19 protein-coding genes are annotated in these 20,462 nt (G+C 40.5%); 18 read left to right on the top strand and 1 reads right to left on the bottom strand.

From position 1 onward, the window contains the following. The first annotated feature begins 113 nt into the window (after positions 1-113). The 3 genes from ACFSW5_RS01045 (at position 114) to ACFSW5_RS01035 (ending at position 2,293) form a co-directional block, all read left to right on the top strand. Positions 114-452, top strand: a complete 339-nt coding sequence (locus tag ACFSW5_RS01045; RefSeq protein WP_379268772.1) for a hypothetical protein — start codon at positions 114-116, stop codon at positions 450-452. 148 nt (positions 453-600) lie between these two features. Continuing rightward, positions 601-1,410, top strand: coding sequence for a hypothetical protein (locus ACFSW5_RS01040; protein ID WP_379268770.1), 810 nt, complete (start codon positions 601-603; stop codon positions 1,408-1,410). After that, a complete protein-coding gene (locus ACFSW5_RS01035; protein ID WP_379268767.1) occupies positions 1,403-2,293 on the top strand; it encodes a hypothetical protein in 891 nt (296 codons plus the stop codon). The genes ACFSW5_RS01040 and ACFSW5_RS01035 overlap by 8 nt, the downstream gene beginning before the upstream one ends. A 653-nt stretch (positions 2,294-2,946) precedes the next feature. On the opposite strand, the gene ACFSW5_RS01030 is transcribed toward ACFSW5_RS01035, so the two are convergent. Continuing rightward, entirely contained in the window at positions 2,947-3,141 is a 195-nt protein-coding gene (locus tag ACFSW5_RS01030) for a hypothetical protein (RefSeq protein WP_080833696.1), read from the bottom strand. A gap of 820 nt (positions 3,142-3,961) precedes the next feature. On the opposite strand from ACFSW5_RS01030, the gene ACFSW5_RS01025 reads away from it, so the two are divergent. The 15 genes from ACFSW5_RS01025 to ACFSW5_RS00955 all read left to right on the top strand — a co-directional run bounded on the left by ACFSW5_RS01025 (position 3,962) and on the right by ACFSW5_RS00955 (position 20,435). Continuing rightward, positions 3,962-4,135 carry a hypothetical protein gene (locus ACFSW5_RS01025; RefSeq protein WP_379268764.1) on the top strand — a complete coding sequence of 58 codons (174 nt, stop codon included), beginning with the start codon at positions 3,962-3,964 and terminating at the stop codon, positions 4,133-4,135. Between the two features lie 56 nt (positions 4,136-4,191). After that, a complete protein-coding gene (locus tag ACFSW5_RS01020) occupies positions 4,192-4,413 on the top strand; it encodes a DUF5348 domain-containing protein (RefSeq protein ID WP_245809759.1) in 222 nt (73 codons plus the stop codon). Positions 4,414-4,431: 18 nt separating this feature from the next. Next, positions 4,432-4,971: a hypothetical protein gene (locus ACFSW5_RS01015; protein WP_379268762.1), complete on the top strand. Its 540-nt coding sequence runs from the start codon at positions 4,432-4,434 to the stop codon at positions 4,969-4,971. A 31-nt stretch (positions 4,972-5,002) separates the two neighbouring features. After that, the gene (locus ACFSW5_RS01010) at positions 5,003-5,698 is read left to right on the top strand and encodes a hypothetical protein (protein WP_379268760.1); all 696 of its coding nucleotides are present in this window, start codon (positions 5,003-5,005) and stop codon (positions 5,696-5,698) included. 25 nt (positions 5,699-5,723) lie between these two features. Next, positions 5,724-6,371, top strand: coding sequence for an HNH endonuclease (locus ACFSW5_RS01005; protein WP_379268758.1), 648 nt, complete (start codon positions 5,724-5,726; stop codon positions 6,369-6,371). 1,428 nt (positions 6,372-7,799) lie between these two features. After that, positions 7,800-8,249: a hypothetical protein gene (locus ACFSW5_RS01000; protein WP_379268756.1), complete on the top strand. Its 450-nt coding sequence runs from the start codon at positions 7,800-7,802 to the stop codon at positions 8,247-8,249. Between the two features lie 17 nt (positions 8,250-8,266). After that, positions 8,267-9,037 carry a hypothetical protein gene (locus tag ACFSW5_RS00995; RefSeq protein ID WP_080833685.1) on the top strand — a complete coding sequence of 257 codons (771 nt, stop codon included), beginning with the start codon at positions 8,267-8,269 and terminating at the stop codon, positions 9,035-9,037. Continuing rightward, positions 9,018-9,728: a hypothetical protein gene (locus ACFSW5_RS00990; protein WP_379268753.1), complete on the top strand. Its 711-nt coding sequence runs from the start codon at positions 9,018-9,020 to the stop codon at positions 9,726-9,728. Before ACFSW5_RS00995 ends, ACFSW5_RS00990 begins: the two co-directional genes overlap by 20 nt. Positions 9,729-9,807: 79 nt before the next feature. Next, positions 9,808-10,047: a hypothetical protein gene (locus tag ACFSW5_RS00985; RefSeq protein ID WP_080837027.1), complete on the top strand. Its 240-nt coding sequence runs from the start codon at positions 9,808-9,810 to the stop codon at positions 10,045-10,047. A gap of 755 nt (positions 10,048-10,802) precedes the next feature. Beyond that, positions 10,803-11,363, top strand: coding sequence for a hypothetical protein (locus ACFSW5_RS00980; protein WP_379268750.1), 561 nt, complete (start codon positions 10,803-10,805; stop codon positions 11,361-11,363). Further along, on the top strand, positions 11,360-12,631 hold the full coding sequence (locus ACFSW5_RS00975; protein ID WP_379268748.1) for a leucine-rich repeat protein: 1,272 nt from the start codon (positions 11,360-11,362) through the stop codon (positions 12,629-12,631). The genes ACFSW5_RS00980 and ACFSW5_RS00975 overlap by 4 nt, the downstream gene beginning before the upstream one ends. Positions 12,632-12,741: 110 nt before the next feature. Next, a complete protein-coding gene (locus ACFSW5_RS00970; protein ID WP_379268746.1) occupies positions 12,742-13,599 on the top strand; it encodes a hypothetical protein in 858 nt (285 codons plus the stop codon). A gap of 232 nt (positions 13,600-13,831) precedes the next feature. Further along, entirely contained in the window at positions 13,832-14,086 is a 255-nt protein-coding gene (locus tag ACFSW5_RS00965; RefSeq protein ID WP_080833673.1) for a hypothetical protein, read from the top strand. Positions 14,087-14,119: 33 nt separating this feature from the next. Then, positions 14,120-19,240, top strand: a complete 5,121-nt coding sequence (locus tag ACFSW5_RS00960) for a hypothetical protein (protein ID WP_379268742.1) — start codon at positions 14,120-14,122, stop codon at positions 19,238-19,240. A 238-nt stretch (positions 19,241-19,478) separates the two neighbouring features. Beyond that, positions 19,479-20,435, top strand: a complete 957-nt coding sequence (locus tag ACFSW5_RS00955; RefSeq protein ID WP_379268740.1) for an amidoligase family protein — start codon at positions 19,479-19,481, stop codon at positions 20,433-20,435. Positions 20,436-20,462 lie beyond the last annotated feature (27 nt).

Genomic DNA, 20,462 nt, shown 5'->3' with positions numbered 1-20,462 from the left:
TCAAGAAGAAGGTGTCGTAAAAATCGGCACCTTCTTTTCTTGCGACCATGTTTCTATGTACGGTATAGTACGACACAACGATTTTTCTAATTCTTTTGCATGGGGGTATTGCTATGGCAGTTTTAACGGAGTCTGATCTACATGACCGTTTTCCTTGGTCAAAGCCGGTCGTTCCGGCATTATCTGATCAAGATAAGGCAGACGGGTATTTCTGCGATCCACAACCTTGGGACTTCGCTGAGCCGGTATTAAAGCTGATTGAGCAAATGTTTTTGGAGATCGAGTCTTACTTCGCTAACAGAAATGAGCCAGTGGAAATCGCCATCTACGGGATGCAAGAGTTGTTTGGCGAGCTTCAAGTCGAAATGTATTGTCCTCACGCAGATGTTTATGCGATTGTTCGGAGGTACACCAGACTGTCACGAGATTTGTTTCAGGATGAAGACGAATAATGGAGCATCTATTGAAGGTGTCGCTATGCGCGGCACCTTATTTGTTTCTCTGAGGGTGTTTTGATATTAGTGAGGGAGTTGAAAGAGTTTTTAAGAGGTATTCGCCCTACTGGTGAAATTCAAATTCACTGGTAGAGGAGTTAGAAAAATGAGCAAAAGAAATGTGGTTTTAGAAAATGTCACTGTCAAAAACGGAGTATTGCCTTCCGCAGACGAAGTAGTTGTAAAAGAAAGTGTGATTCCTGCGGGTTTACGTGAGGTAGTGGAAGAAAAACTGGAAGTAGAGGTTCTTCATGTAGAGCACCCGGATTATGACGGCAAAATTTTCATTGCAAAGCTAACAAGTGTATGGGGAGAGTCAAAGCCGATGTTTTTTCCTCTTGGTGATTTAATCGATAAGAAAAAGAAAGAAAATGTAATAATACAATTGGTAAATCGGACCTTTTTTGATCCAGACAAAGACTTCGAATTTCTTTATGAATATATCAAGTGCTTAATACGCGCGAAATTGTATAAGACATATGACGAGAAGTATCAACAGTATCTTTCTGAAACTGAAGATCTATCCGAGAATGAAGACAGTTTAGAGTACTATAAGCTTCTTGTTGAATACATTGAGGAAAATAGTACGGTATTCCCTAAGCGGAGCAGCGGTTTATTTGAAAAGAATTGGTGTCATGGTGTTTATTTAGATAAACCGGAGCAAGTGAAGAAATTCGGTAAGAATGCTTATGCTGTTATACCTGAACACCTTCGTGAGATATTCCAAATACCATACACGAATAAGTATGGTGCAGTTCTCGATGATCTTGTAAAAAAGGGCTTGTTGTATTGCGGTGGGGGTAAAAAAGCAAGAAAGGATATTGTGGTTTCGCTTTCCGACAGGGTTTCAATGAAGGCATATGTCTTTACAATTGATCCTTCCGTATTAGTTGAGGAGGGACGCAGAAATGTTTGATTTCAGGTTGAAATTTATCAAGACCCTTAAAACAATAGGCGGAAAAACCCGCCTATTGAAAAAGCTTATACCGATTATGTATTACGTAATAAAGTCTGAACAAATTCAAGGTGTTCTTGATCTCTTTGGAGGGGGTAATAAATTTATTCCGCAGCTAGATCGATTCACAATTCCCATCCGAATATATAATGAGCGAGATGAAGGCATCTCGAATTTGATGGCTTGCATGACGGATGAAAACAAAGCAAGAGCGGTTATTGATCTAGCCTATCGGTTACAAGATGAGTATCGAATTGAAGCGGCTTTTCATAAGGCGCGTGAGATAAGACGTTTAAAGGAGACTCCACCTATCAAATCAGCAGCACTTACACTTATAGTTGCGGAGTTTAGTCGAGCAGCGGATCGAGTTAAGTATTATAAGCCAAATGCGGAACGAGGATTTAAATACGAAAGTCATTTACCCTTCTTGGAGCTGGTTCCAATCATGCGAGATGTAATTATAACCTGTGCCAGCTATGAAGAGCTTTTCGATTATTACAGTCATCGGATTGATTTTTTATGCGTGTTAGATCCGCCTTATATCGGATCAGATTGCTACGAGGATGAATTTCCCGATGAAAAGCATGATGAAATGGTCAGACGTATCGTTGACACCAAAATGAAGGTTATCCTTTGTGGGACTGATACTACCATCTATGACTATCTCACAGAAAGAGGATGGCATAAGTATTGTCTTGGAGAGATACCTAGAAGTAATGTTGGTGAGGCGGATGCAGTGCAGGAAGAGTTCATTTGGACGAACTTTGAGATTCCGAGCTTCTTATTATCCAGGTTAGATATCCACCCTGTCTACCCAGACAAGCTGGTCAAAATTATGGTTTGAAAAATAGAATCGTAGCCCCAATTCGGCTGTTTCCATCCGAGTTGGGGTCTTTTTTATGCAGCACAGCTCGTTCAACAGATTAATTAAGCTTCGATGAAGCACACTTCTGATGATGATAATTAGCATCGCAGGATTGATATTCAGATAAAACACACTTGGCAAGAGCGTAGTGGGATCTTTATGACAACAGGATGTCGCAAACCGGCTAGAGAATCTGGTTAAAAGAACACATTGGTGATTATTCACTCTTGATTTGTCGAATGCTTTATAGATTTCTGTCGAAAATTGAGAGGTAAGGTTGCCGTAATCAAGTTGTTTATGGCTCGAATCTTCGTAATCGGCAAAATTCCGTATTGTCTCCGAGTTTATCTCGGGGGTCGCCGCGCCCTTCAGAAAGGCTCCGAAATCGCCCTCCTTCCCCCTTCAGGCTGTCATAGGTCTACCCCGCCTTCAAAAGCGTCTTAAACTGGCAACAGGTGGCTCACATCGTGCGTTCGAATGTCGGCTCGAAGTCATTGTTGGCTTTTGATGTCATTTCTATTTGTGGGGAATGGTTTGAATCTGCTCATTTCAAAGGAGTTGCCGAATTTATTTTGGTGGACTGAATGAAATAGGGATAAACGAAAATGACCACATCCAATAGGCGGATATGGTCATTGCTCATTGCCGGTATGGTATTTCTTAACGTACACCTTAGTTCCATCCTTGTATTTGTCGAAGACGCCGAGCTGATCACCCATTCTCACGGGATGTCCAGAGTTGAGAATGGCTTCTGTTATTTTCTGAAATTGTTCCTTCAGGATGTCGTCGGTTTCATCTGCAGGAGTATCGAAGCCGAATTTCCGCAATTCAATCACCTTCCTTTGAAGTACGGGTTCCCTTAATTTTATCACAAATTTTGATCGAAAGCTCGGTCTGGTGCGACATTTCTGATTCAAGGGGGTTGTTAGGACACTTTTCGTCTGAAGGTTTTTAGAACGAGATGAAGCGGTTTTATAAAAACACTTCAAATGGCTTTTATGCCATGCAGGTCGTATTGATAAACGATGAGCAGCTCAATTCTCAATCTTACTGACAACATGATGTCGCAAACCTATTCTAAAAGCACACTTCTAGCCAGTACAGTATCCGACAGTTCAGGACACAGTGACTTAAGAAGGCTCTAAAAACACACTTTTCGAAGTATTGATTTGAGATTGGCTAAATTTCAGGAGTTAACCAAAAGCAAATCGATACTTAATGCCCGTAATCCGCGTAACTCTCATTTTTCTGCATGGTAAGGAATGGTCGCTCGGTCGCCCTCGCTCCCTTCAGGGGGTCACCCCTGTTCGCTCCATGTTCGCCTTTTGCTCTGCCCTCCATATTTGCCCTCTGCGCCCTCTGCCCCCGCTTAGGGCTATTGTCCTATTCCCCTCGCTCCTAAAATCGAATACAGGTGGCTCACGGCTCGTCACGTGCGGTGGTCGCTTCTCGGTCAATGGTCGGTCGCCCAAAATCCAGTCGTATCAAGGGTTTTCGGCTTCTTTGGGTCTATCAAAAAGTTCTTATTTTCGTTAAAAAGGACTTGAATTACTCGCTAAATGACGCTATACTCATAACACAAGTTAAATAGGTAAAAAGTACTAAAAAAGTAAATTAAAGAGAGATTACGAGAGAGGATGAGTGAGCATGTTGGATCAGTTGTTTGTCATCTTTTTTGGATTATTGAGCTTATTTCTAGGATTTCGTTTTTTCACTATTGCAATGGTTGACCTTGGCGAAACTCTGAAAGGACGTGTTTCAGGTGTATTGGCAGTAGGATTCTTTATCATCATGATCGTTACCAAGTATCAGATTGGTTGATTGCAACAGTGAACGTTTTTTGCTCTAAGAGAACACACTAGAAGGGAGGTGAAATCGTGCAGCGTAACGTTCCAATGTTCTACGATCCAGATTCAGATCGCTGGTGTGTTGAACTCGACGGTACAAGCTATGGATTGCATTGTGGAGAAGGCTTCGAGATTTATCTTGGTCAACAAGCCCTCCCTTGTTCGATTGAGATGGATCGTGAGTGGTATTTGATCGTGAATGGAACCAGCTTCAATCTACGTAAATCGAGCCGGTATCGGGTGAATTATTAAGCGAAAGGGGTAAATGGTGTGGCGAGAATTGGTTATCTTCGTGCCAAACGGAAACAAGAGATCGAAGAATTCGAGAGCAAAGCCAAAATTGACAAGACCTTTGTTGACCTGACAAATGAAGTTGGCTTTACGCGTGGCGAAACCCTGAAATTGATGTTAGAGCGGATTGAGGCTCGAGACACATTGGTAATTCGTAGTCTGATAGATGTGGCTAACGATGTTCTCGGATTACGTAGCTTTATTGCGACTTTGAAGGAATTGGACGTAGAGTTGGTGGTTCTTAATGAAAATGAACCGGATTTTTTGAATGATCAAGGGTTCGAAGTTCTTTGTTTCATTGATGATTTTCTGAAGAATAAGACGATTTCTCAAACTTCAATGCAGACCAAGATTGGAAGGCGTTCGGAACCATATCCACCGAACTTCCTAGAGGTATATCAAGAATATCGGAGACCGGAAAAAGAGAATAGAATTTCCGGGCTGGAAGCCGCTAAGAAATTGTCGGTCAGCTACAATAAGTTTCGCGAGTTGATCAAGCTATTCGAATTAAAGTTTTAAGTTCCGCTTTATATAGAGAGGGGAAGGGAGAATGAATCGGGTGATTAGCTTTTCAATTAATCCAACCGAGGAGGAAAAAGCCAAAGCAACAATGCGATCACTTGGAGTTCAATCAAGATGGGGTAAGGAATGGCAGAGCGAAGTGTACTTTGCATCCATTGATGGAAGAATTCCTGATGACGCAGAAGTAGTTAATGTTGAAGGTTGGGCATTTTGCTGTGAGACCAATACAAGAATGATGAAATTAAATCGTGAGGAAAATCTTATTAATGAGTATGAATTAAAGCGGGGGTATCGCGGTATTTTTGATGCAACTCTTCATTCAGGTTCGCGGCGAATTTTGAAATGTGATTCTGAAAGTCAGTTTGAGAAAGTGATGCAGGATGAGGAAAGGATCTCGAAAAGAGCAGAGTTTGAAGAGTTTGACTGGATGTTAACTATCGAGCATGGTGTAAATATTAGGACTTTGATTAGTAAGGCTCTTTCTACGGGACTTAGACGATACGTCAATCGAATAAGGTACTGGATTGAGCAATTTGAAAAGAAAGAACTTATTGAGTTTGTTCTAAAAGATGAGATTCTCATAGAAGAATTTGAACTGAAAGACGAGGATGCAACTTTCACGAGACCAAATGGCGTAGTTGAGCATAACGAAGTCGAACCTATAACTTTTGAACCGAAGAAGTTTTTCGTTGATATTGATGAGAGATTTAAGCGTGTAGTGTGAAAAATTATGGAGGAGGCATTGCAGGATGATAAAAGTGAGTGAAAACGGAAATCCGAATTCGAGACCTATTCCAAAGATCGTGAAGGGTTTTGATGGCGTAGAAGTTATTCTCACTATCAACGAAAAGCTAATTGCATGTTGGACAATGTATCAAAACCTACAGCATCTATATGGGGCAGTTTTCCATACAACCTTTGAAAGATTATCATTTCTTATCGACATGACGAACGGTGGAGTATATCGCTACAACAATAAAAAATTTGAATTGTTAAGAGACGGGAGTACACTTTACTTACTAAGAAAGAATGATCGTAGAGAGTGGAAGGCAGTCTATGAAGATGGGGTATTTAATATTTCTCGTGGAAATTGGCTAATGGAAAGTTGCCAAAGATCAGGCAGCAATAATAGCTACAAAGTATTTACAATTCGCAAGGGTATTATCATTCGGGATCACCAATTAATTGTATTATTCCGCGATGGATCTGTTGGATTACTTGGAATCGGTGAGAATAGGCATTATGAAGTCAATCACTTCGATAGGAATACCTATAATAACAGCCCCAATAATTTAGTGTTGGGGACTAAAGAGGAGAATCAGGAACACCGTATCGAAAATCTTGATATTCTATCAATTATCAAATTACCAAATGGCGAGCTAGGTTTTAATTTCTAATCTGTTGGGAGAGAAAAATTGTGCAACATAATAGTTGGAACAGCGAGGCGTCCATACGATTCCTCGCTATATTTACGCCCACTTGTTTGTTTCATAAAGAATCCCTTCAAGAGTATCAAACCCTCGAATCTCATCCTAATTTCTAGTCCGCGACTCGTAGTCCGTCAATTCGTCAATGTCCAAATATACGTGCCACTGTTCATATTGGTCTACCTTCGCTTCCCACCCTTCAGGGGTTCCTATCTGTTTCTGCTCTTATTTAACCCAAGATCCGGCAAGGAATCGACAATCGCCATTACTTGAATCTTATCTCAATAAAATTTCCACAGTTAACCAACCCTGCAGTGATACTTTAATTGCGAAAGAAATCGGTATTGTCATTTTCTTCACTTAATTTATGATTGTACAGATTGGAAGTGAAGAGATCCCTTTATTCATGTGCAGAATTGGTTCAATGATTTCTCATTATTTGCGGAGGGGTATGGTGTGTAATCAGAAAAAGGAAGGAGTTCTTAATAAATACACTCGATTTATTTTATTACGATACTCAACTTTCTGTATAACGTCACTCAATCTTATTATAACAGTACTCAACCTTTTTAACCTCAAATCAATGTTTTTATTACGAGGCTCAATGTTTATAGCTCCGAACTCAATATTTTTATTAAACTTTCAGTCAAATCGGCTGAGTTTTACCTCATGCAAAATGAGGACTTTTATAACTCTGCTCAATGTTTTTATTAAGCTTCTCAATCTTTTAATAAATACTCGATCCGATCCAAATAATCTCTCAGTAATGCTCCGAATAAGCAGAGCTTGATACAACTCACTGCCCATGTGGAATCTCACCCCTGAGTATTCACCTTCCCAGGTTGGGTATGAGCACTGACCTAGTGAAAGATGTTTTTTCCTCGATTATGTAAATTATCCTTGCTTTCCCCAACAAAACCGGCAGAACGATCTTATCCTGACAGACTTGATTATCTTCGAGAGACAGGGAGCAAGTGCATACCAGTCTGATCTTGTTGGTTCCTTCCTACTTCCTCAAATGCCCTTTTTTCAATTAATCACCTTTATTCAGATTTCAATCCTTGATGGTTTACGAAATTCCCCGAGTAATATTTTTTATCTTAATCGGTACATGAATTTGATTTAGGCAGCTTGAATCTGAGCGACTTTATACTACTTAGGCTTCGGCTACTTGTATTATGTTTTTCGACCATTCCGTTTTGGGCGATTTTCGCTTGCCACGTCTAGGGATTTTCAGAAATTACAAAAAGCCCTGAAGCCTAAAAATCGGTGAAAGTGAGCCACATTTCTAAGTAGGGGGTCGAATCAAGAACAAATAGGTTAATTATGTTCTTTTTAAACGACTTTGTTGGTTTGAATTGGAGCTTTGTATAAAAATTTTAGAAGGAGAGATTGCATATGTCTACAACTAAAACGCAGATTGCTACTAACCTAGAGACTTTGAATGATGGAGTAGCTCAAATTTGGATTCAGCTTAGTTCATCGAGTTTGACGGATGAAGAACGGCAAGTATTTCTTTTAAAGCTATCGATCGTCAAAATGATCTTCGATTTTCTAAAAGCAATGAAGGATATCTCTGAGAAACAAGCAACATTGGTTACTCTTTGTATGCGCGGCGGTAGATGCACCAGTAAGGACATGCGTGAATTAGGTTTTCGAACGTTGGATCACATGCGTTATGTGCGTAACCAGATGGAGACTTTATTGGAAGCTACCGTTTTGAATACCGATCAAGTTAATCGCTTGTTTGAAACGAATTCTCTTGCCGAGGTGATGGAGATAAAAAATTGGTATGTAACGAACGTTCTGCAAAATAAGCAGTTATTGCGTTTCATTGCTCAAAATTAATCGAAGGGGGTATCACTATGGCGCACAAACAAAATATCTTTCGAGAAGTAATTAGTACTCGGGAAGTCATAATTGAGCAATTGAGAAGAGCCAATCCAAAGGAATATGATCTGGTGAAGCGGAAGCTTGATGCCATAGATGAACTGCTTCGAGACCTTAGATCACTTCACTGGATCAAGCATAAGAAAGCAAAGGAACGTCTTGAATATTATTTGAATCATGCCGACTTGAATTGTAGAACCACAGCTTCCCGTTTTGAAGTCGATAATGTCAATGTAATTGAACAGACAGTCAAGTACGCTTCGGACAAGATCAGACCTTCAGTGGATAGGGCAATAAGTCTTATTACGGGAGCAAAAGATCCTGAATCTATCGACGAAGCCATCGAAGCCTACCGAGAGAGTGCAACCCATCCGGGGACATATGGTTATTTCTTACCAGGCACTTCTCTATATTTACCTGCACCTAAGTATGATCCGAGTTTAAGTTTAAAGGATTGCAGGAAAGAGTTAGCTCGACTTGGGGTATATGCTCATTTTGCAGAGTATGTTTTAACGAAAGACTGTGATCCTGAAAAAATTGCTCATATTTTAGCCCTGCTAAGCACACGAAACGGGAAGAAGTGGGATCGAGATGCGGTGAAACTGTTCTTTAGTGGTGAGTTTACCCTGCAAGGTCAGCATACGATAACCGATCAGTTAAATCAGCTATACGAATGGCTCGAAGAACAGAATCCGTATCGGAACTTAGATTGGGAGGCTGAGTACGATGCCAGTAATGCGGATTAAAACTCTGTTAGAGTACCGCTTCCCTACGCCTGACGAGGTTTATTTCCTTGATGGGGTATTACTCGAGCCTTTAGCTCCCGACCAGATGCTCCAGTTAGCATCATTCCCCTACCGAGACGATCACTTTCTTCGATTGGCGTATTCTGTTTCTTATCCTTCACTTCGTTGTTATGCTGACGAGGGCTACCTTGATATAATCAAGCAGCTTCAGCAAGATGCCAGCGATGAGACGAGTTTAGTTCCAGAAGCCCCGATTCGTTGCCTATTTATTATCACCAATTTGAAATCGCCGCTCTATCAAGTGAGGGAGATCAAATGGCTCAAGGGGACTGATTTCCTTGGCAGTTATGGCATGTATACGATTCACTCTAAACTGGGCTTCAGTGGGGAATTAATGCAGAGAGTAACGACTCAAATTGTCCAGTATAGTTTGGAATCCTGCAATACTTTCGAACGATTGTTGATCGGGTTGATACAGCCTGATAATAGTTGGCAACTTGTGTTGGTCAATATTAATATCTCACCGTCGCTAATGAAAAAGGGTAATAATCTCGTAAGTATGAAGATTCGAGTTTATGACCCGACAATTTTCGTTCAAATGGTTACGGGCGAGTTGAATCCGAATGATATCCCCTGTCAGGAGCTAAAGTCAATTGCAAATGTCGCAGGGAGTTTACTGCACTTCAAGTAGCCGGTATTTTGTAATTTCATGGCGACTTCTGAAGAGATTGCTCTACATTAGGGGACAAATGTCCAAGGAGTGATTCAAGATGAACTCAATTAAAAAGGTATTCCTGATCATCGGCGTACTGATGCTGGCATTCATTGTCTGGAGTCTTGTTTTTAATGATGGAGGGGTTGTAAGAACGGCTTACGATGCGATCTCAAGTCCGATCAACAGCGCATGGCAAACGGTTACTGGTGATCCTGATGCTAAGTTGCTTCCCGATTGGGGCGATACTGGGGTTGATCTCGAGGATAACTTGAATGACCAGAGTGGCGGATTTTAATGGAGTTTTTGAATAATGAGTTGAGAATATTTGATGGATTAAGATGAGAAGTGAGAAATTTTCGTATTAAAATGGAATGACGGAATCAATGGATTCATTCTTCTGTCTATTCCCATTCATCATTCTCTCTTCCCTTGCCACTCTTGCTTTTATTAGCGAGAGTGGATCTTTTTTATGAGGATGAGCTACAGAACCAGGGCATAGGGGGCATCAGGGGAGTAGGATTTGTAAAATAGCAGATGTTCAAGCTAAAACAAAGTATCGAATAATTTCTTGAGTTATTAAATCGAACGGGGATACTTAATCGGATTTCGGTGTTACAAATAGATGTTTTCTGCTTAATATTTGAGCATTCTTTGATGTTGGTTCATCGGCTATGATTTTGCATGGCTGAAAATCTGCTCATTATTCGGGACTTGTTCATTGTTACAGGCAAAGTCCGTATTAAATATCGGTATTCACAAAGTGCCTTCCCCTTCATGTAGGGGTAAGGCTTTTTTCTTTATGTGATAACCGTCCCCTCATCTGTATGAGATCAAGCTACAAAATGCCTATCAATTTTTGGGGTTCATCGGACAATTAATTACTTTTCGAGTTTTCGCCTAAGAAATTTTACGGGTTATGAGTAAAACGCAAGCCCTTCCCCTCTTGCTTTTTGCTCAACCTTTAAATCGGTTCACTTGCTGACTCGCCCCCAATTGCAAGTGAAACACAAGTAAAAAGACAGAGACTTTTTGAAGGGAGAAGTGATGTGATTGAGTGTACAAGAAGCTGAACCTGTAGAGAAAAGAAAGCGAAGGCTGATCATCGGCTTGACCCTACTGTTGCTGGTTACTCTGATCGGAGCGTTATTCCTCGTTCCACAGAGAAAGGATAATCAGCCGGTGAACTCAATCGACCCTCCAAAGATGGAGGAACGCGGTTTTGGTGAAGATGGTGAATTGGATATGACAAATGCTAAAACGATCCGAGCCGGAGTTCAGCAAAGAGCAGATGAATCAATGCTGGAATTGGTTATCAACAATAACCCGATTTATGAAAACGGGAAAGTGAATTGGATGATCGAGAATCCGGCAAAGAATGGGAAGTTATTGCAGGTTGACGTTTACTTGGACGGGAAGTTGATTTATAAGAGTCCGACCTTAAAGCCAAATCAGAAAGTCCAGACTGCGGAAGTTGATCTGAGCAATTTGAAAGTCGGTACAAGTAAGGTTGTAGCAGCATTTAACTTCTATGATGAAACAACCAAGTATTTAGTCGCCAACAATTCTATGTTAATTAACTTAACCATTAAAGATGGAGGCTTAAAGCAATGAAAAAACTGATATTCTTGGTCATGTTATTTACTTTGGCTTTCGCCGGAAGTGCATTTGCAGCAACATACGGAGATTATGAGTACACAGATAATGGGGATGGAACCGTCACGATTACTAACTATTTGGGAACTAATGTAGGTATTGTAATACCCGATCAGATTGGTTCGGTTAACCAAATAATTATTTCAAGTCAGGCATTCGAGAATAAAGGTTTGTATATTGTGGAAATCCCTCAAAGTGTTATTAGCATCGGTTCAAATGCCTTTAGTGGAAATGGTTTGAGTGAAGTTAAGATTTATAATCCCTCTGTTTCCATTGATCCTACAGCTTTTGCTAATACGCAGGCAGTCCCCTCTGATTTGACTATTTACGGATATTCGGGATCAACTGCGGAGTCCTTGGCAATGAGCAAAGGTTATACCTTTGTCCCCCTTTCTGCTCCAGTAACCTCAGGTTTTAAGTATACCGACAATATGGATGGGACAGCTACTATTACGGGGTATGATGGAACAATCCCTCAAGATTTGGTGATTCCAGATACGATTAATGGTTTAACTGTTGTTGAGATCGCCCCTTCTGCTTTCGCGAGTAAGGGGTTGACCAGTGCCACCATTCCTTCGTCTGTAACCACTATTGGAACTGATGCATTTGTTAACAATGCCCCGTCATTCAAAATTAGAGGTGAATCCGGAACAGCGGCTGAAACCTATGCTACGGTAAATGGGATACCTTTCGAAGATATTAGCGGCGCTTCGGGAACTGGTGGAACTGAACCGATTTCTGAAGACGTAACTGTCACGGGTAGTGTATACGCTATCGTTCTTCGAGTCACAGTTCCATCTGAGGTTACTTTTGTGATCGATCCAAACCAGGAGAACGTTGAGGACAGATTCATTTCACCTGTATTAACAGTTCAAAATCAGACCAATGCGCCTGTAAAGGTGTCGATTGCGAGCTTTGATATGAAGCAAGAATCGATTGATAAAGGGTTTCAGAGTGTAGCTCCAAGTCTTTTTACAGATGTTGAGTGGTCAAAGTTAAATAAAACAGACAGTAAGAAGTTGGCTGTGGGTATCAAGGCAGATAAGAACTGGCAAGTGTTAGATAATGCCAGTACACAATTTGCAAATAATTTCTCTAATCAGGTAATCGGCACAATTGCAGCTAATGGGACATCCGACTTTGTCTTTGAAGCCAAACATGGTAATGCCTTCGATAAAGCGGAAATCATTAAGTATACGGTTTCCTTCGTGATTGAACTGGACTAATGAATAGTTGATGTTAATGAATCAATCCCTCTCGAACGAGAGGGATTGATTCGGTTTTATAGGTCATATTTGATTTTTAATTGTTGATTTCCCTTAAGAGGGTGGGAGGCATGACAAAAAAACTGACCTTATCTATTCTTCTAGTATTATTCCTATCGATTGTATTCAGTTTCTTTGGAGAAATTTCGGTAAATGCTGAAGAGGCTGGTGTGAAGTCGATATGGATTCCTCCTGCCGATATGAAAGCTATGGAGGAGCTTTGGTCGCAGATGGGCGTGGATGGAGATTATTTGACCTTAGATTTTAAGATGGATTCTCATGGAAGCGAATCCGACACCAGACTTCTTGTATATGATCCCCAAGAAGGGGTATTAAAATTTCGAGCTGATATTTTTCAGGCAGCTACCAGCGAGTCCCGATATAAAGCGTTACAAACATTTGTCTCGGCATTACAGGAATCAAGAGTATCTCCTCAAACCCAGCAGAACATAATGGATACAATGACTTCGATGAATCATGATGTTTCTGAAATGTTGATACCGATTGTCATGGAGACAACAACTGCTGATGTGTATACAGCAATGAGGTGGGGTGCCCCGATTTTACCTATTCTACGTGTGATTCTCGGAGTCGGGGCTATCGTTATTACGATCCTGTTGGTCGGTGTAACAATTATTGATTTAGTATACATCGGTCTACCGGTAGCGCGGGAGTCAATGACGGATAGGAGCGAAAAGAAAGGGAAACGCAAGCCCTCTTTTGTTTCTGACGATGCTTTTGTCGTGGTCAGGGAAGTTGAAGCATCCCTTGAAACTACGAATTCATATAAAAATGCGTATCTTCTGTATTTTAAGAAAAGGCTGTTGACTTATTTTATACTTTCAATCTGCTTACTCTATTTAGTCGCAGGTGAGTTGGGTGGACTCATTGCATGGCTTTTGAGTCTTGGTAAAGGAGTGGTTCAGTAACATCAATGCTTTGTAACGGGTGATCAATGTGTTCACCAGGGGTTGAAAAATATAAAACTTTCTCAGACCGCTTTATTTATAGGGCGGTTTTCTTATTGAAAAAAATCGAGTTTCAAACGATGTTGTTCCAGTTTATGATGTGTTTTTTATTCAAGTTTGCTTTTGGGAGTTAATTGCAGATCGAATTTACAAGTATCAGAAAGAAAAGTCGATTTGGGAAGGATGAGGATGAATGAGTAATAAAAATGTTGAGGTGTTTGTGACGGTTATCGTAAACGATGAGCCAGTTGATACTTCTAAGGAATTGACTTGGTGGCAAAGTGCCACAGGGGTTATGAGACTAGAAGATTTAGCTTGGTGGCAACGAGCTACTATCAAATTTCTAGATGGTATGGAACATGCAGCTTTAAAGTTAGATCGATTAGGATCATGGGCAAATGATAAGTTGGAGCAACATACAGGGAAAACGATGATTAAGCGTAAATAAGTTGATCCTGAATCATGCAGAGGGGCGGATAATATGAAACGAAATAGGTGGACAAAAGGCATAGTCATCGCTCTGCTGATGGTCATTGCCTTTTTAACAGTAACACCGTATCCCGATGTGCAAGCAGCAGAGTCGGAGAATAGCGGCAGTTCCATGACTCGATCCATGATCGATTTTTTCCGAAAGGAACAAACACAAATAGATGTGAATCGGGTTTCGAAGGATGAGCTTATGATATATGGAGTCTTTCTTTCCAACTTTTTCGTTCCGGGTAAGACCAAGTTAAAAGATTTGATTGATCCATCGACGGATAAGGATGACACCTTACCTAAGCAGATAAGTAACAAATTTTTCGGTTCAACAGGTAACTATCAGCAGATCATTAATATCAACAATAAATTGTATTCTGCCATTACAGATGTGTTAAAAACGTCAAGATCGTCCTTCGGTTTGTATGCTTCTCCCCCATCGGAAGATGCAAAAGTAATGTCTGGAACGGATTTGTATAACAAACTGGCGGGTGTTGATCAAGATTCGAAGATTTATGGGAATATTTCTTCCCCAGATGGAGTTGTCATGGATTTAAAGGATAAGGCAACAAGGGCTTCCATTCAGGTTTTGTTTTCCTTTGCTCCAGAACTTATATTGGATAAGGAAAAGGGCTTAAGAGCATTTCACTCGTTGTATATTGACGGACTGGGAAATATTTGGGGCGCTTATAATAATGTCTCTATCGAAGAGTATGTATTAATTCTTCCGTCAGCTTTAAATCCGGTAGTGTTTTCAAAAAACACGAAGAATGGTAAGTTCCCTGTTGCGAATGTTTTTGTTATGGGAGGTATTGTGAAGATCACGGAGGATTTTCTTGCTGACAGTCATTTTATGACTCCGTATTACAATATCAGGGACTACTTTACTACAGGGACAACTAGCGCGGCGAAAATGAATACTAATAATATGTTGAATATCTTTGGACTCCAGTCACCTTCTGCTAAAACGGTTTTAAAGAATAATGGAATTTCCCTTGAGATAGGGGCTATTGGTGAAACGGACACCATTATTGAAAATAGTAATCGTGTAGAGTCTAATCCATATGAAGATATAAAGGGGTATTTATCCGAAACCACGGAGTCCACTTTTTCGGATGCAAATTCGTTTATTTTATTTACGATTGACTCCAGCAAGTTTAAAGACGGAAAAAAGTATTTCGATGGAGAGTCATCATTAACAACCGCTCAGAAAGAGTCCTTATCCGATTACTTATTCGGTGGGAGCGTCTTTTCCTTAAATGAACTAGCGGATGATATGTATTACTTTAATGTTACCAATGGGGCAAGTGGAACGGATGAGGGAAGCTGGAATAATGGTAGTGACGATGATCTGATCAAGAGACAGAAATTATTTGCTAAAGAAGTCGATGGGAATTTCACATTCTATAAGCAATCGTATTTCTCGTCTCCGTTTAATCGTTTTTTAAAGCAATATTTTGATAACAATAGTCATGATGTTCAGAAAGGGACAGAGTTCCTAGTTAATTACCTAAAGACACATACGTTAAGCAAGGAAGTTAATCCAGAATCTAACTCGTTTAAAGCTTTGAAGAGTTTTCTCGATTCAGGAAATTTCGGTACAGAAGATCCAAAGGTTATTAACAATGCGTTAAAGCTACTTAAATTTGATGGGAACAATTTTGTTTATAATCTTCTCCCTTCTTCTACTTCCGTTAATTTGAACACATTGGATTCGAATATTTTCAAAAATACTGTTTCACCAACAGGATTTGGGCTAGTGGAGAATGAACGGCGTTTAGGTTTCATTTCATCCGCCATACGAGAAAGTAGCTTTTGGAAGGGATACAGTAAGAGTTTTCCCAACGCTCCATATTTTAAATTTGAAGGGACAGATTTATTCAGTGCAGGCAATGGTGGAGAAATCGTTGGCTATGATGATAATGGTAAGGCAGTAGGTAAAAACGGTCAAAATGCGATCTCCACTTTGTTTTACAATACGATGGTTTATAGAATATTTGGCATGAACAGCACATTCGCATCGCAAATTGATAGTAATAAACTATATGCCGGAGATAAAGTATCAGGGGCATTAGGAGAGTATACGGTTAAGACAGCTGTTATGAATGGTGTCAATAACTACCCAGGCATCTACTGGGGGTATATGGTGCAGTTATTGAACATTCATAAAGACGGAGAAGTCTGGAAAAGCGAACCTTATTCAAATCCTTTGCTTCCTTATATGGTGATCAGCACTTTGGGGGGCAGTTTTAACTTAAATGACGCGCTCAATAACTCTACAGGGGTTGTATCTTCTGAAGAGAGAACGATGGCGGAGATGTCAAAGGATATAATTAAGAAAGTATACGGTCTACTGTCAGACGGACCAAGTCCCTACAGGGATAAACTGGTGAAGTCAGCTCAGGACAGTTGGGTCATCCAGACCCATCGAGCGATAACAGGTTCATGGATCGGGAACATTTTAAGTGTGAGTGCAGGAGGAAATAACTCATACGCTTCAATTGTGGGTTACATCAATTCTCCGAGTCTTTACGATTTACCGCTGACTTCTTGGGTTTTAGATGATTATCTTCACATCTATATGTTTTTGCTGTTGTTTGTTCTGTTCGTTGTCATCCTCATGGTAATAGTTGGACAAAGAAGAGTTGGTGTAGGGGTCTTAATATTATTGTTGATGGCATTTGTTCTGATTTTACCTCAGTTTTTGCTTTCGAATGTGATCAATGTATCGAATGCCGCTGGAGATAAAATTTATTCTGAACGGTTCAATTACTGGGCGATAACCCAGCATCAACAATCCATTTCAACGATCAACTCCAGACGAGGCGATGAGATAGATTATATCATTGCTCAGAACATGGAAGCTGCAAAAAATGTTTACTCAACCGATGTTGGAGTTCGGGTAAAATGGATGTCACCCAAGAAGGATGACGTGTTTGATAAGATGTTCAATCATAATACTAGCCCACAGGGGCTGATGTCGAATCTCACCATTTTCCGATGGTTGTTTAATTCCTTCTTTAATCAGGTTGAGTATGTATATGACAACCCCTTAGCTACTTATGTGTATCGTCCATATAACGCCATAGCCGCTGAAGCTAAAAATTCTTACGAATCAGTAGAGGTTAATGCTATCGATAGAGAAAAAATATCTAACCAGATTAAAAGTGCCAAGGAAAATCTGAAAGGAGTACCAGATTATCGATTTAAACTGTTCAACGATGCGGATGTTAGTTCTTTATTTTCCAATCAGCAGCTTCAATTGGTGCAGTCAGTTGGAGCTTATCGAGCACCGGGCACAAATCAAGACTTTATTGACGATTACCGTTATTGGATATTGAACAATGCTGATGTAACGAAGGCGATTTTCCGTAATGATTTTGAAAACAACGTGGGTATCAATACGGACACTTCGAATCCGTATTACAATGCGTTCTCTTTATCTACGGAAAGTCCGTTCTATTATTTCTATAATGTATTCAGGCATCGTTATTCATCCATAGACGGTGGCTTTAAATCGGCGTTGCTATCAAAGGACGTGTTTAAAGTTAACAGTGATAATGCCGAGGTCAATCAAAAACTGAGAGATTTTCTTGATCTTGAGGGGTTATTTACCTATGTTATTCCTTACTTGCAACAAGGAAATCAATATGTTCATGGGTGGATGAGTATTAATGGCGAGAGCGTAGATGGTTACGATTTTGCCAATGGGGTTGCACCGAGCGATCCAGAATTACTCAAGAAATATGAAGCTGAACTTCGTAAAAAAGAAGATATGAAAAAGGTTTGGAAGCTATATTCACCTTGGGTTGATCAGTTATACGACTTGAATGTGTATAATCAAAAAACACGAATAGCTAACCGAACTACTCTTGTTCCAGATGCTTTAAATCCAGGTGCTTATTTTGAAGTGGGCAGACCAATGATCTTTTCGGAAGCGGATATGGCAGCTAAACATTACAGAGTTTCTGACTTGACAGATATAGAAACTCGAATCCAAGCTACTTTAAAGGCATCTTATAAAGATTTATTGTATCTTTCAAATTATCGTGATTTTGATGACGAGGTATTGATTACATCTGCAGCAATGATCGCAACCTTCAATTTCAATCGAGAATTTTCGGAGTTTAAGTTGCTTGGAGAAAGTGTTATACAATACCCTCAAAATTTTGAGCTTAAGAATTTCAACTATGATGCTTTTATGAGATTGATCTTGTTGAATGCGACAGGCGAGCCATTGATGTCGGATAAAGATTTGTATGTCAGAATTATCGACAAAACGTCATTCTTTACGGGACTTGCGCTTTTGGTGAATGATTTACTGGCAGTTATGGCGATCCCAACAGTTAAAATGGTAGTTCTGCTACTTCTTCTGTTCTTAAGTATAGTGATTTGTCTTTCTTGTGTCTTAGTACCGCCAGAACGGGTTGGAAAAGAAATTTTGAAGAGGGTTGGAACACCTTCATTACTCTTTTTTGCAGTGAGTGTTGGTTTTGCGTATCTTGTATCACTTTTTATGGGAGAAGGGCTAACGGGGTATGTAGGTGGACGAACTCCTTCTCTTGGTGTGACTGATCCTTCCATTATGCTATTGTTAATGGCGATTGTGGATCTTGTGTATATCTGGTTGCTTTGGAGATTGATTAAAATGTTATTCAACTCCCTCAAAGTGCATCTCATCAAAACGGTTTTTGCTACTGCTGAATTAGGAATCGGTGCATTTAAGGTTATCTCCAATAAGCTGTCTATGAGTAAAAGCGATACGTTTGGCGGATCAACCACTAAAGGTGGTATTTCGGGAGGGGTAATGTCGGGGAAAGTCGGTTTACTCAGCAAGCTTCGCGGCGGCAAATCCAATGGCAACATGGACTCGAAAATTAGTGATGACGAGAGTTATTCAACTGTTTCTGCTCAGCTTGCCCAGGACTATAAGAACTGGTCGAATAATAAACAGTCTGCAATACACAATACACAAAGCGACAACTCGAAAATCGCTAATCGTACCGAAGATCAGTCATTTCAAGCTTATATGGATGACTTGGCTTCAAAAAGAGATGAGAAAAAGTCAGATGAAAAGTCCAAATCTCGAAAAGCAAAGGACAGCCAGAAGGCTCAAGATGAGTGAGTTGAATTCAATTCTATAAAAGCTTCGTGACCGCCTTGGTATCAGGGCGGTTTTATTTTGTTCATTTCCGACAAGTACCACTAATCCCACCAGACTTGCTCCTTGATTTATCAAATATCCCCCCATTTCCTCAGATATTTTTTCAAAATCCCTCTGAGAAGCCTTAAAAACTGCATTGGAAACCGGAGATTTTTTACTACATACAGGGACGGAATTTCAAGGAAAGGAGCCTTAAAATGTGCCAGTCGATCACTCAAATCAAACGTATGGTGTCGAGATCGAATTCACCCGTATCCAAAGGCATTTCGCCGCCAGGGTCATCGCGGACTTCTTTAACACCAATCCGATCCCTCGAATGATATGGGGGTATGAGGTCTACGACATTCGGGATCACTCAGGACGGATCTGGAAAGTCGTTCGAGATGCTTCTATTGAGCCTGAGATGGTGAGCGGGAGTGACATCATCATTGCTGATGATAGCTACCAGTGCGAATTAGTCTCTCCGGTATTGAAGTATGCCGATCTCCCTATGCTTCAAGATCTGATCAGAGAATTACGCTCGGCGGGTGCTTCACCCAATAGAAGTTGCGGACTCCACGTCCATGTTGGAGCTGATCAGTTTACTCCGAATCAGTTACGGATTTTATGTAACATCGTCTACGCCAAGCAGGATTTGCTGATGAAAGCCGTACAAGTCAGAAGTATTCGCCAGCGATATTGCCAAAGTTTATCCGATGATTTCATCCAGAGGTTAAACAAGAAGAAACCGAAGACCATGAACCATTTGTCGGATTGCTGGTATCACGGGGTTAGAGAAGGCAGGACTATCCACTATAATGACTCACGTTATCGTTGCCTTAATCTGCATCCTATACTAAGCGGGAGACAGAAAACCGTAGAGTTTAGATTGTTTAATAGTACCCTACATGCCGGCAAAGTTAAGGCTTATGTCCAATTGAGCTTACTCATCGTGAATCAAGCCTTGAATCAGAGAAAGGCTTCTAGTCGGGTAACCGTTTCGGAAAATGGCAACGACAAATATACTATGCGAGTTTGGCTCTTGAGGATGGGGGCGATCTCCGATGAATACAAGACCATGCGACACCACTTGTTAAAACCACTTGCAGGTGATTCCGCATGGCGAGATCCATCAAGACGCGATGAACAAGAACCTGTTTTGGCTGAAGTAACGTAATCTTATATTTCTGGAAAGGGTGTTGAA

The organism is Paenibacillus thailandensis, from assembly GCF_042685365.1.
In the GTDB taxonomy this organism is placed as follows: domain Bacteria; phylum Bacillota; class Bacilli; order Paenibacillales; family Paenibacillaceae; genus Paenibacillus_AP; species Paenibacillus_AP thailandensis.
The sequence above is the reverse complement of the archived record's forward strand: the minus strand, read 5'-3'. Positions and strand labels throughout refer to the sequence as shown.

Bases quoted from the DNA above. Each gene is read 5' to 3' on its own strand.
- ACFSW5_RS01045 (WP_379268772.1), top strand. From the start codon at position 114: ATGGCAGTTTTAACGGAGTCTGATCTACATGACCGTTTTCCTTGGTCA.
- ACFSW5_RS01040 (WP_379268770.1), top strand. From the start codon at position 601: ATGAGCAAAAGAAATGTGGTTTTAGAAAATGTCACTGTCAAAAACGGA.
- ACFSW5_RS01035 (WP_379268767.1), top strand. From the start codon at position 1,403: ATGTTTGATTTCAGGTTGAAATTTATCAAGACCCTTAAAACAATAGGC.
- ACFSW5_RS01025 (WP_379268764.1), top strand. From the start codon at position 3,962: ATGTTGGATCAGTTGTTTGTCATCTTTTTTGGATTATTGAGCTTATTT.
- ACFSW5_RS01010 (WP_379268760.1), top strand. From the start codon at position 5,003: ATGAATCGGGTGATTAGCTTTTCAATTAATCCAACCGAGGAGGAAAAA.
- ACFSW5_RS01005 (WP_379268758.1), top strand. From the start codon at position 5,724: ATGATAAAAGTGAGTGAAAACGGAAATCCGAATTCGAGACCTATTCCA.
- ACFSW5_RS01000 (WP_379268756.1), top strand. From the start codon at position 7,800: ATGTCTACAACTAAAACGCAGATTGCTACTAACCTAGAGACTTTGAAT.
- ACFSW5_RS00995 (WP_080833685.1), top strand. From the start codon at position 8,267: ATGGCGCACAAACAAAATATCTTTCGAGAAGTAATTAGTACTCGGGAA.
- ACFSW5_RS00990 (WP_379268753.1), top strand. From the start codon at position 9,018: ATGCCAGTAATGCGGATTAAAACTCTGTTAGAGTACCGCTTCCCTACG.
- ACFSW5_RS00985 (WP_080837027.1), top strand. From the start codon at position 9,808: ATGAACTCAATTAAAAAGGTATTCCTGATCATCGGCGTACTGATGCTG.
- ACFSW5_RS00975 (WP_379268748.1), top strand. From the start codon at position 11,360: ATGAAAAAACTGATATTCTTGGTCATGTTATTTACTTTGGCTTTCGCC.
- ACFSW5_RS00970 (WP_379268746.1), top strand. From the start codon at position 12,742: ATGACAAAAAAACTGACCTTATCTATTCTTCTAGTATTATTCCTATCG.
- ACFSW5_RS00965 (WP_080833673.1), top strand. From the start codon at position 13,832: ATGAGTAATAAAAATGTTGAGGTGTTTGTGACGGTTATCGTAAACGAT.
- ACFSW5_RS00960 (WP_379268742.1), top strand. From the start codon at position 14,120: ATGAAACGAAATAGGTGGACAAAAGGCATAGTCATCGCTCTGCTGATG.